Below are 13,256 nucleotides of genomic sequence, written 5' to 3' on the forward strand. Positions count from 1 at the left end.
ATGGGTAAATTGTCATCACTTTTATTAGGAGCCGCTACCGGCGCTGCCGCAGCCCTGTTTGTCCAAAGTAAAAAAGGACAAAAAATCGCTCAACAAGCCAAAGATTGGTATGCCGATTATCAGGCTGATCCAGAAGCTACCAAAGAAAAAGTCAGCCAAGCCGCAGCGGATTTGGGACAAAACGTAGCCCAACGCTACGACGAATTCAAGTCAGGTGTCCAATCCGGTGAAATTACCGTCCAGTCTGTGATGGACGATGTCAAAGCCTTCTCCGAAAAACAAGTGGAAACCTTGACCGAAAAATTCGGTACCAAGGAAGAAGTTGTAGCCAAGGTCAAAAAAGCTGTGACCCCAGAAGAGGAAATCATCATTGACATGGATGAGGAAGCCGATATCGTTGAGGAAGAAAAACCCCTCAAGACCCTTCCCAAAGTATCTGCAGTGCCAGCAGGTTACTATGAGGAAAAAGAGACTGAAGCTGAGAATGAAGAATAAGTTGAGGTTTGGCCGCAAGGCCAAACCTTTTTCGGAGGAGAAAGTATGACACGTGTAGCCATCATTGGTGCTGGGATAGTCGGTGCCACCGCAGCCTTTTATCTCAGTCAAGAAGAAGGAGTCGAAGTAACTGTCTATGACCATGGAGTTGGCCAAGCCAGCAAGGCGGCAGCAGGGATCATCAGCCCTTGGTTTTCCCGCCGCCGCAACAAGGCCTGGTACCGCCTTGCTCGCCTCGGAGCGGATTTTTACCCTCGCTTGATGCAGGATTTAGAGAAAGCCGGCCAGCCTAGCCAAGCCTACGAACAGACCGGTGTTCTCGTTTTGAAGAAAAAAGAAGAGTATCTGGATGAAGTCATGGAGCGTGCTCTGGCTAAAAAGCCCGAGTCACCTCTTATGGGAGAGTTAGAGTTCTGGACACGCGACCAAGTGCAGCAGCGATTCCCTGGACTCACTGGCTTTGACCGAGCTTTCTGGGCTAGCGGTGGAGCGCGTGTGGATGGTGGCGTCCTTGTGGAAGATTTGCTGCAGGCCGCAGGACTAGAACCCATCCGTAAGCAAGTAAGTCTGACTTGGCAGGAAGAACAAATTTTGGTCGATGGACAAGCTTACGACAAGATACTCTTAACCACAGGAGCCTGGTTGGGACAAGTGCTGGAACCTCTGGGCTATCAGGTGGATGTTCGTCCACAAAAGGGCCAAATCCTGGACTACCAACTTGAACTGGATACCGACGACTATCCAGTAGTCATGCCCGAAGGAGAAGCAGACCTGATTCCTTTCAAGAAAGGAAAAATCAGCTTAGGGGCTAGTCATGAAAATGATATGGGCTTTGATTTGGAAGAAGATCCACAAGTTCTCCAAGAACTTGTGGATCAAATGCGCCCTTACTACCCCGCCATTGAGCAGTTTCAGGCTACAGGAGTTCGGATTGGCATCCGTGCCTACACCAGTGACTATTCCCCCTTCTTTGGCCCCTTACCAGACCAAAATCATGTCTGGACTGTCAGTGGACTCGGCTCAACCGGTCTTACCATTGGCCCTCTTTTGGGCCGGGAATTGGCCTTAGGTATACTCGGAAAAACGGGTGATTTAGACCCAGCAGATTATCCCGTTAGCCGGTATGTAAACCGCTAAAATCATAGTTTCAAAAGGCTCATTTACAGGGCCTTTTTTCTTTAGTTCCACATGGGGTAGAAATAATCACTTAATTTATGGTATAATTGGATGGTTATAGACACGTTTTCATACTCATTTCCTTTCAAATTCTTGTGAACCCAAGCTTTTTCGGTGACCGTTCATTCAACCGTCATCGGATTTCTAAGTTCCTTAGTTGAAAGGTTCGAGTATACCGATATTGAGATTCGTTAAGTATAAGTCACAGAAAATTATGATAGGAGTTACTATGAGTGCAGACAAGTTAGATCAGGATCCTGACTGGTTGTCCGCTGTCCTTGCCACCTCTGAAACAATCGGACCAAAATCCATCTTATTAATCAGCCAATCTGACCGTTTTGAGATGCTGAAACAGGCTTTGGACAAGGCTAACTACACACTGAATGGTTGTTATTTCCTCGACCAACCTAAGGGAGATTTAGATCAGGGGCAACTCAGTCCCACCAACTTGATAGAATTCGCTCTGAGAGCTACTATTGATGAAGTGCTTATCTATCTTCCAGAAGAAGAAGCGGACGTCATCTCTTGGATTGAGAGCTTTGAATCCATGGGGATGACGGTCCATGTCGCTATACCAGGCTATACTTATCCAGAGGGACCCAGACGGGAAGGCAGTATTGCAGGAATCCCTGTCACAACCTATGCCCCTACTTTTCATCAGACCAGCCATTTAGTACTCAAGCGCCTCATGGACATTGCGGGTGCCTTGGTCGGACTCCTTATTTGTGGCCTAGTAGGTGTCGTACTCTATCCCCTTATCCGCCGAGATGGTGGCCCAGCCATTTTCGCCCAAGACCGCGTCGGTCGCAATGGCCGGATCTTTAAATTTTATAAATACCGTTCCATGTATATGGATGCGGAAGAAAGAAAAAAAGAACTTATGGCCCACAACACCATGGAGGGTGGCATGTTCAAAATGGACAATGATCCCCGCATCACCCCCATCGGGAAATTTATCCGCAAGACCAGCTTGGACGAGCTACCACAGTTTTATAATGTCTTGCGAGGGGACATGAGCCTAGTTGGCACACGCCCACCAACCAAACAGGAGTTCTTAGACTATACACCCGCCCACAAACGCCGTTTGAGCTTTAAACCTGGCATTACAGGACTTTGGCAAGTCAGCGGACGTAGTGAAATCACCAACTTTGAAGATGTAGTTGCACTAGATGTGGAGTATATCCAAGATTGGAAAATTACGGATGATATAAAGATTCTACTTAAAACCATCAAGGTCGTGGCTTTTGGAGATGGAGCGAAATAGAAGTACACAAATAGAATTTGCGGTTAAAGCTATTTTAAATCAATGTGCACTTAAGATTTTAAACTATAATTAATGATGTGTTTTTATTAGATTTATGTTTCTAATGGATGTGTTCACGATTTTTTAATTATACTTTGAATTGATATTTTTTATATTGTGTTCTAAATCCAATTATATCCATAAGATATGATTGGATTTTCACAAGCCGTCCGTTTACATTAGCTATGAAGTTTATGTAGTATTGCTTGGTTAAAAAGATATCCTTAAAGAATATACAGGATTTATGAATCTGGAGGATTTTTAATGAGAATTTTGCATTATACTATTGGTTTTGCTCCTGAAAGAACTGGAGGTCTTGTTAGTTATGCTACCGACCTGATGTTGGAACAAATAAGAATTGGCCACGATGTATATGCACTGTATCCGGGAAATCAATTAATTTTCGGTAAATCCCCTAAAGTTAAAAATTCTAAGGAAAAAAAAGGAATAAAGACTTTTCGACTAATTAATTCTTTGCCGTTGGCTTTATTTGGAGGAATTTCACAACCAGATGACTTTATGAAGCCTTGTGATTCAGCTACATTTGTTAAGTTCCTGACCAAGTTGCAACCAGAAGTGATTCATATTCATTCTTTTATAGGATTACATAAGGAATTTTTAGAAGCGGCAAGTGAGCTTGGAATTCGAACAGTTTTTACTACACACGATTATTACGGATTAGCTCCATTACCTACGTTTTACTATAATGGAGTTTCATTTGATGAAAAAAATGATAATCTAGCTTGGAATATTATGTCCGCGGATGCATTATCAACTATTAAATTGAGGATTTTTCAGTCTTCGTTTTACCCAACCATCAGAACATGGATGAAAAAACTCAATCAAAATCCGAAACATAAAAAATACAAAGATATTAATTCTATAAAGGAAGCGACTGACTATTCTCGTCTGAGAGATTATTATAGTGAGATGTTTCGAAAGATTGATTTTTTTCATTTTAATAGTCAGTTGACAGAATCTATTTACAGACAAAATCTTCCATTTGTACTTAATGGACACGTTTTATCCATTACAAGCTCAAAAATTAAAAAACACAACATTCATAAAGTCAGAAAAGATGGTAAGCAAGTAATAGCTTATATCGGACCTGATGAAGAATATAAAGGATACTTTGATTTTCTCGAATTTATAAAATCAATTGATAGAGAGCAATACGATATCAAAACATACGGTCATACACCAAATGAATTTGCTCCAGATTATGTAGATCAAGGAGGAAGGTTTAATCAAAGGGATCTTACAAAAATTTATTCAGATATTGATTATTTGATTGTTCCAAGTCGCTGGAAAGAGACATTTGGTCTGGTAATTTTAGAAGCACTCTCATATGACGTAACGGTATTTGCAAGCGAGAACGTAGGGGCTAAAGATTTGCTTGGAGAAGAGGGTGTGTTTAAAACTTTAGAAGATTTTCGTCTAAGGCATTATAATTTGGATACTGATTTAAAAACACTTGAAAATCATGCTTTAGAGTTGATTTCTTTTTACTTAACCTAGTGTTCTATTTTGAAAGTTTAATCACAGGTAAGATTTTTAAAGCCAATTATATTCCAGTTCTGAGATAGGTGTTCTTTAAAATTTCAAACTTCACAAAAAAGCAATGTAGATACTAGTATTTGTAGCAAAGATATTCCCAGATAAAAAGCGAAATATTTTATCAACATAGTATTACTTCTCGAGTTATAAGTTCATGCATGCAATAGTTATTGTATAGAAACGTCCAAATAGATTGAGATTTTTTATTTAAATGTTGTTTAAAGCATACTGCCTTTTGTCGATGACTGACTAAAATGATTTGGAATGGAGAAACATTTAGAATGAAACGTTCAGTATATATTATCGGTTCTAAAGGAATTCCTGCAAAATATGGAGGTTTTGAAACCTTTGTTGAAAAATTAACGGAATTTCAAACGGATTCAGCTATCCAATATTATGTAGCCTGTATGCGAGAAAACTCTGCTAAGTCCGGTATTACCCAAGATACATTTGAGCATAATGGAGCTATTTGTTTTAACATTGATGTTCCCAATATTGGTCCAGCTCGAGCTATTGCTTATGACATTCAGGCCTTAAAAAAAGCTATTCAGATGGCCAAGGACAATCAAGATCAGGCACCAATTTTCTATGTATTAGCCTGCCGGATTGGGCCTTTTATTGCAGGTCTAAAAAAAGAGATTCAAAAACTAGGTGGTTTGCTGTTTGTCAATCCAGACGGACACGAGTGGTTACGAGCAAAGTGGTCATATCCCGTACGACGTTATTGGAAACTTTCTGAAGGACTCATGGTGAAACACGCTGACCTTTTGGTTTGCGACAGTCAGAATATTGAGTCTTACATTCAGAAGGACTATGCCAAGTATCAACCTAAGACAACCTACATTGCCTATGGAACAGAAACAAGCCGCTCTCCTCTGAAATCTTCTGATTTAAAGGTTCGAGATTGGTTTGAGGAAAAGGGAGTCGAAGAAGGTCAGTATTATTTAGTGGTTGGTCGCTTTGTACCAGAAAACAATTACGAAGCTATGATTCGTGGGTTTATGAAGTCCAATACCAAACGAGACTTTGTTTTGATTACTAATGTTGAAACCAATAAATTCTACGATAAACTTCTAGCAGAAACTCAGTTTGATCAAGATTCTCGAATTAAATTTGTTGGAACGGTCTATGATCAAGATTTATTGAAGTATATCCGAGAACAGGCCTTTGCTTATCTCCATGGTCATGAAGTGGGAGGGACTAACCCATCCTTACTAGAAGCCCTGGCTTCGACCCAACTCAATCTCCTCTTGGATGTTGGGTTTAACCGAGAAGTTGGTCAAGAAGCCGCTATTTATTGGCAGAAAGAAACCTTGGATCAAGCGATTGAGCAGGCGGAAACTTTGACTGACCAAGACATTTTTGAAGCAGATCGTGCTTCAAACCATCGTATTGCCCAAGCCTTTACTTGGGAGAAAATTGTTACCGATTATCAGAACTTGTTTAAGAAAAGCTAATGAAACGGATATTCTACCTCCACGCTGGAGTAGAAAATTATGGGGCCGACAAGGTGTTCCTCGAATTGATTAAGTGTATGAAGTGTTTACCTTAGTCTTAAATCGTTCTCCATTTTATTTTGATGATGTAACAAAGACAATATGATTACCACTACTTTACATTTTTAAGCATGCGGGCTCCTGCAGACTAAATCTTTAATACCGGATTGTTCCTAACTTGAATAAACGGATTTAATTGTATCACAAAGTCGTGCAATATTACAATTATCCAAGTTAAGAGTAGCCCTTTAGCTCCCTTTTAATTGAACTATTAGTCTTGTACCACATCACTATAATCTTTCTTTTAATGATACAGTTACATGCTCTGTATCGCCCTAGAAATTCAGGATAGACTGACAGTGAGTAATTCATAAGCAATTTGGCTATAATGAATTGATGCAGAGATGACTATATAATTTACTGGATACCATTTTCCCCAGATACTACTGAATATTTAATACCATGACAATATTCTTGTTTAGTGGTATTAAAGCCTATATTGGGAATGGACTCTAGAGGGGGTGCTCGTCAATTTCTAATTGATTTGCTTAAAACTATTTACATTTCCAAGTTCACAGTCATTTAAAAGTGATTTAACAAGATAATAATGCATCATTGTAGTGTTTGAGAAAGAATATTGACTTATCTAGTAAAAATTAGAAATCTCAAGAGAACGTTTAGGATATGGGATGGATCGAATAGCACGATAAAGGCATTAGCCGACTTACAACTTAGTTGGAGGATCCAAGTGTAGATAGAAATCAAGATTACATCTGTTGAATTTATAAATGCACTTTCTTTAATAAAACACATAGACTATTTGTCTCATTTATATGATTTTTTTGAAAATTTAATATTACTCTTTGATTACAGAGCGATATATTAATGGCTTGGGAGTGATGGAGTTCGTCTGTGAGTTTGATTTATCTCTCTGAATTTGATATTTTATACTGTGAAGAATTGATTTTGTTTTGATCTCGTTAAAACAAAATCTTTTAAACTTAATATGGAAAATATACTACAAGTTTAATTGTCATAATCAAAGGTTTAAGTTATTTTTTGTGATAAACAATTGTGTAAGTGTATTATAATTGGAGGACTTGTTAGGTGAAAACAAATACGAAGATAGATTTTGTAGTAACATGGGTTGATGGGAACGATCCAGAATGGAAGATGCAAAAGCAAGAGTATTTAGAGCAGAGCGAGAATGATTTGAACCTTAATAGTGATCAACGCTACCGGGAATGGGGCTTGTTGAAGTATTGGTTTAGAGCAGTTGAAACCTATGCTCCTTGGGTTAACAAAATTTTTTTCATTACAGAAGGGCATGTTCCAGAGTGGTTAGATCTGAATAATGAAAAACTCATACATGTTAAACATGAAGATTATATCAGTAAGGAATACTTACCAACTTTTAATTCCAACGTAATTGAATTAAATCTTCCAAACATCGAAGAATTGTCAGAACAATTTGTCTTATTTAATGATGATTGTTTTCTAAATGCTGATGTGATGCCTGAAGATTTTTTTGAGAGAGAACTACCTAAGGATATGGGGGTATTTAGTCCGATAGTTCCTAACCCAGGAACAATTGCCCCAATAGTATTAAACAACTTACTTTTATTGAATAAGTACTTTGACAGCCGTTCTGTTTTCGGAAATAATTTTTTAAAGTTTATGAATTTTAGCTATGGTAAACATCTGCTTAAAAATTTAACAGTGTTACCTTGGACTAGAATTCTTGGATTTTATGATTACCATATACCTATTTCTTATAAAAAGAGTATATTCCAAAAAGTCTCATTAACTGAGAGTGAGGAATTTGCAAATACCTCAGAACATAGATTTAGAACGAAAGAAGATATTAATCATTGGCTGGTACGGTATTGGCAATTATGTGAAGGACATTTTCTACCTCGCTCTCAAAAATTTGGAGTTTATTTTGATATGGGGCTTGAAAAAGTTGCCGCTTTTAAGTCTATAGAAAAAAGTATTCACAAAATTGTTTGTTTAAATGATATTTCTGATGATTATGCTAGTCAGTTTGATTCTTTAAAAGAAGAATATAACAAAGTATTTGAAAAAAAATATCCGAAAAAATCAAAATTTGAACGTTGATATTCCAAAATTGTTGTATAACGTATTCTAATCGTAAATCTAATAAAATAAGTAGGAGTTGATATGAACGATTTAGCACTTGTAGTCCTTAACTACAATAATTTTGATGATACTATTAAGTGTGTAGATCAACTTAATTCTTTTGATGATTCATTTAGAATAATAGTTGTTGATAATTATTCGACAAATGAATCGGTCCAAGTTTTACGAAAATCATTTGCAGAATATGCCAATGTTGACATCATTCTTTCTGAAAAAAATGGTGGATATAGTTATGGAAATAACCTTGGAATCAAATATGCTATTAATAAATATAAGAGTAAATATATAGGGATTCTTAATCCAGATGTGATTATACCTAGTGTAGTTGTTTTTGATGAATTACTTGAAACTTTAGAAAAAAATCCAAATATAGCAATGGTTGGTGGTTCAGTAATCGAAAATGAGCTGTTTTCACCCTATAAATCTGGGTGGAATATTCCTACTTCCAAAGAAGTGGTTTTAGACCGCTTATTAGTTTTATCAAATAGAAGAGATCCGACATATCTAATGATGAATGAGAAGTATGCAAAAGTTGATTGTATTGTAGGATGCTTTTTTATTATTAAAACAGATATATTTGAGAAAATAGGCCTGTTTGATGAAAGTGTATTTTTGTATAATGAGGAAAATATCCTGGGTATAAAATTGAAAAAATTGGGTTATGAGTCTGTAATTGTTGCTAATCAGTTTTATTATCATAATCATGATTTTTCAAATGACAAAAATAAATCTTTATCAAGTAAAATAGCGGCTCTAAAAGTGAGGTTCAAATCTAGAAAATATTTAATTACAACTTACTATTCAAAGATGCTTGTTCCATTTCTGTTTTTAGTTGAATTAATTAATTGCACCCAAATTACTTTAGGTCATTTTAAAAATAAAATCACCAGACTTATTAGAACTTTTGGAGGAAATAGTGGTAATTTTTACTAAATCTAGGTTAATTGAATTTGCATTATTATTCTTTGTACTTCTTTTTGGTAATGTTTTTCATATTATTCCTAAAAATTTCACAATTGCTTTTTTAACATCTGCGGATGCATATTTATTACTATTCTCTGTTTTCATATTCGTTGTATATTTAGGGATATCTGATAAAAAAGGAAAATGGCAATTTGGTTTTTCGTTTTTGTATCTGATAGTATCTCTTTTTGTTGCAACATACCAATCCTATAATATTTCTGGTCAAAGTTTAATTTTGGGGATTCGAGCGCAGAGAGAGTTTCTTATTTTATTGTTAAGTTATTTTCCTTTGCGGAAAATTGTTGAGTATTATGAAGTAGATTTTGAAAATCTGTTGGAGAATCTTTTGAGACTTGGTGCTTTTTCCACCCTTTTCTTTATGTCCCAAAAACTTCTTTATTTTGCAACTGGTTCAAATTTTATAGATGTTGCTGTTAACTATAGTGGTACGTTTAGTCCATATCGAATGTATGTTGAATCATCATTAATTGATTTAATGATGTTAATTGCTGTTTATCGATATATGGAACTGGGTAGGTTTAAATATTTATTAGTTTATGGTTTAGGACTAGCGTCTCAAATTTGGATTTCTCAAGGTCGCCTAGAGCTACTTTCCATATTGGCAGGAAGTGTGTTAGGAGTGTTTTTAGGCGGTCAAGTTGGATTGAGAAAAATATTAGTTTTATTTACTTTATTATTTATCTCTGTGCCTGTCTATTTTTCAAGTAATTTTCAGTCATTTTTTGAATTACTTATAGGAAAATCTGGTGGTGATACTTTAACCATTAGAAATATCGGTAGACTGCTCTATGATCAACAGTTGAATGTAAATTGGTCAACTTTTATTTTCGGTACGGGTTATCCGAATATGCAGTATGAACCATCCATTTATCGAACAGGTCTAGATAAAATGATTTTCTTGAGTGATAATGGAATATATGCGTTTCGTTATATATATGGAACGCTAGCTTTGCTGGTTATTCTTTATATTGTTGTCAAAGCATTTTATTTAGGATGGAACGTTTATAGAAAAAAAGGGAATCCAATTTTTCTAATGTATTTCTTGATGATTTCAGTAATGGGGCAAAATATTATTTTTTGGTATTGGCATAATGATGCGATGCTTTTACTCTTGATCATGGTAGTGTTTTTAGAATATGAAATTGAAAAGGTAAGAAATGAAGAAGAACTTGGGTATTAATGCCTTTCTAAATTTAGTTAAAACGAGTCTTTCAATTCTTTTTCCATTGCTTACATACCCTCATGTAAGTAGGGTTTTAGGGGTGGAAAATATTGGTAAAATTAATTATACTGGATCACTGGTTAGTTATTTTTCCTTAATCGCAGCACTTGGTATATCTACCTATGCTATTAGAGAAGGGAGTAAGATTCGAACTGATAAAGCTCATTTGCAAAAACTTGGGAATGAGCTTTTTACAATAAACATTTTGTCAACTTTATTAAGTTATTTACTGCTAGCTATAGTTGTATTTTTGTTTATTGAGAATCCCGAATATAAGATTCTTATTTTCGTTCAGAGTCTATCGATTTTTTTTACAACCTTGGGTGTTGATTGGATTAATGTTATATTCGAAGATTATTTGTTCATTACTGCTAGAAGTTTATTAATACAGTTTGCATCACTGATTTGGATTTTTGGGATGATAAAATCTCCTCAGGATTTGTATTTGTATGCCGCTATTACTGTGATTACTTCGGGGATAACATGTTTACTTAATTTATGGTATTGTAGGAAATATCTGAAGTTAAGATTGACTTGGAACCCTAATGTAAGTAAGCACATTAGATCCATCATGACTTTTTTTTCAGGTGGATTAGCAATAAGTCTTTATGTTAATTCTGATACATTGATCCTAGAGTGGATGAAAGGTCCTTATTATGTTGGGTTGTATACAATTGCTGTGAAAGTTTATTCGATTTTGAAAACTCTTATGGCATCGGTTTATTCTGTAACAATTCCTAAGCTTTCCTCCTTATACGCAGAAGGAAGGATAGAAGAGTTTAAGCAAACGTATACAAAAATCTTGAATTATGTGACTCTATTATTGTTACCGTTAACTGCAGGGATGATTGTCTTATCGAAAGAGATTATTTTATTCATGGGTGGAAAAGCTTTTGTTGCTTCGACACTTACGCTACAGTTATTAGCAGTTAGTTTAATTGGTGCGATTTTTGGTGGGGTATTGACATACGCACTTAATATTCCAATTGGTCGTGAGGCAGTTAATTTTCACGGATCCGTTTTTGCAATCATTATTAATATTGTTTTGAGTTTAATCTTGATTCCAGCACTATTCCAAAATGGTGCGGCTATTTCTACAATAGCCTCGGAGTTTTTCATTGTTGCTTACAATTTTTTTGTTGTTAAAGAAAGCTCAAGCTATATAGATTTTTCTAAATGGAAAACTAATCTTAGAGATGCTTTCATTGGGAGTCTGCTGATTATTGGTCTAGGAATGATTTTCTCCTATTTTGGGATGGGAAGTATCATGTATTCTATACTTCTTGTGCTAAGTAGCATCTTGGTTTATATTATAGTTTTAATCTTTTTTAAAAATAAAGAATTGGAAGAATTGTTTGGTCAACTAAAGAGAAGGTTAAGTTAATGAAAATTGTAATTCCTCGGATTATTTATAATCGTCAACAACTAAAATGGGACTGGTCAGGAACAGTAACCAATTTAAAAAAAGCGTTCGCTGAAAAAGGTACATTGAAGGAAGTAAACATCTTTTTTAATTGGAGAATGAAGGTCTATAGGGTTCTTAGGAAATTAAAATTAATTAGATATGATCTGAATTTATTTTATATTAAAGAAGGTTTTAAAAATTTTTCTATGAGTGAGGATGATGTCTATATCACTTTTGATGAAATCCAGTCAGTAGCCAGCCAGTCCTATATTTACCAAGATTTGAATTTGAACTATTTAATTCAGGAAAAAGTATCGAATCCAGAATCATTTATTTATAGTGGATTCCAGGGTGTGCACGATACTCAGTTAAAAAAAAGATCCGCCTATCAAAATCATTATTATGAAAATGCAGCAGGAATTTTTTCAATGAGTAATTGGTTTGCTGATTATCTGGTTGAAGAACAAGGGTTACCTTCAGATAAAGTTCACTATGTTGGTGCAGGATTAAATATTGATATTAAACAGGTAGATTTTTCTCGGAAAGAGGGGAATAAGTTCTTATTTGTAGGGAAAGATTTTAAGCGAAAAGGTGGAGATTTAGTTATTAAAGCCTTTCGAAATCTATATGAACAGGGACATAAAAATTTAGAACTTTATATTGTTGGACCTGAAGAAATGCCAGTATTAGCTGATTCTCCCAATATTTATTTTGTTGGTAATATCCCAGCTGATGATCTCCCAAAGTACTTTAATCTATGTGACGTCTTTGTCTTACCTTCTAGATTTGAAGCCTTTGGATTGGTATTTGTTGAAGCATTGGCTTATGGGTTACCTTGTATTGGAAGAGAAATGATGGAGATGAAGCATTTTATTAAACCTGGAAGGAATGGTTTTTTAATCAATAAAACTTCTGAAGATAGTCAAGAACTCGCAGATATAATGTTGAAAGTCATTAAAGATGATTCAGTTTTTGAATTTACGAAAGAAACGCATCAACAAATTGCGGATTTTTATTCATGGAATAAAGTTGCAGAAAGGATGATGGCGGTGATTGAATGGGACAAAAGGTGAGGATTTCATTATTCAATAAGTTGGTTAGTTGGGAAAAAGTGAATGGAAGAATCAATGTCATTAAGTTATACTCTTTTAGTTTATCTTTTATTACTGTGTTAGCTCGTCTTGCCGTACTTCAGTACTGTCTACGACTCGCTGCCTTGTACTAAAAGTAAACTAAAAGACTGTAAGACCTAGAATTTAGAATAAGACCACTTTGGAAGTTCAAATTGATATATGACTTTCGAAAGTGGTCTTTTTGTGCATGCCAAATAAGTTAGTGTAAAATAATTCTCGGTAGCCGATTGAAAAAAATAAAAAAGTCCTATATCCTAGGAAGTGCAAAATCAACCCGAAAGGATATAGAACCTATGACTATTGTATCAGAGATTTTCGAGAAATT

10 protein-coding genes are annotated in these 13,256 nt (G+C 35.5%); all 10 read left to right on the forward strand.

Annotation, left to right across the window (positions count from 1 at the left end; all coding sequences use genetic code 11):
• Positions 1–495: a YtxH domain-containing protein gene (locus I2503_RS03570; RefSeq protein WP_196967038.1), complete on the forward strand. Its 495-nt coding sequence runs from the start codon at positions 1–3 to the stop codon at positions 493–495.
• Positions 496–540: 45 nt separating this feature from the next.
• Entirely contained in the window at positions 541–1,632 is a 1,092-nt protein-coding gene (locus I2503_RS03575; protein WP_196967039.1) for an FAD-dependent oxidoreductase, read from the forward strand.
• Positions 1,633–1,900: 268 nt separating this feature from the next.
• Complete coding sequence (locus I2503_RS03580; protein ID WP_282097723.1) at positions 1,901–2,935, forward strand: sugar transferase; 1,035 nt, start codon at positions 1,901–1,903, stop codon at positions 2,933–2,935.
• A 303-nt stretch (positions 2,936–3,238) separates the two neighbouring features.
• Positions 3,239–4,492 carry a glycosyltransferase gene (locus I2503_RS03585; RefSeq protein WP_196967041.1) on the forward strand — a complete coding sequence of 418 codons (1,254 nt, stop codon included), beginning with the start codon at positions 3,239–3,241 and terminating at the stop codon, positions 4,490–4,492.
• 320 nt (positions 4,493–4,812) lie between these two features.
• Entirely contained in the window at positions 4,813–5,988 is a 1,176-nt protein-coding gene (locus I2503_RS03590; RefSeq protein WP_196967042.1) for a glycosyltransferase family 1 protein, read from the forward strand.
• A 1,146-nt stretch (positions 5,989–7,134) separates the two neighbouring features.
• Positions 7,135–8,145, forward strand: coding sequence for a Stealth CR1 domain-containing protein (locus I2503_RS09850; RefSeq protein ID WP_196967043.1), 1,011 nt, complete (start codon positions 7,135–7,137; stop codon positions 8,143–8,145).
• Between the two features lie 63 nt (positions 8,146–8,208).
• On the forward strand, positions 8,209–9,120 hold the full coding sequence (locus I2503_RS03600; RefSeq protein ID WP_196967044.1) for a glycosyltransferase family 2 protein: 912 nt from the start codon (positions 8,209–8,211) through the stop codon (positions 9,118–9,120).
• Positions 9,104–10,351, forward strand: coding sequence for a hypothetical protein (locus I2503_RS03605; RefSeq protein ID WP_196967045.1), 1,248 nt, complete (start codon positions 9,104–9,106; stop codon positions 10,349–10,351). The genes I2503_RS03600 and I2503_RS03605 overlap by 17 nt, the downstream gene beginning before the upstream one ends.
• A complete protein-coding gene (locus tag I2503_RS03610; protein WP_196967046.1) occupies positions 10,329–11,777 on the forward strand; it encodes a flippase in 1,449 nt (482 codons plus the stop codon). Before I2503_RS03605 ends, I2503_RS03610 begins: the two co-directional genes overlap by 23 nt.
• Positions 11,777–12,871 carry a glycosyltransferase family 4 protein gene (locus tag I2503_RS03615; protein ID WP_196967047.1) on the forward strand — a complete coding sequence of 365 codons (1,095 nt, stop codon included), beginning with the start codon at positions 11,777–11,779 and terminating at the stop codon, positions 12,869–12,871. Before I2503_RS03610 ends, I2503_RS03615 begins: the two co-directional genes overlap by 1 nt.
• Positions 12,872–13,256 lie beyond the last annotated feature (385 nt).

Source organism: Streptococcus sp. NLN64, assembly GCF_015831295.1.
Classification (GTDB): Bacteria; Bacillota; Bacilli; order Lactobacillales; family Streptococcaceae; genus Streptococcus.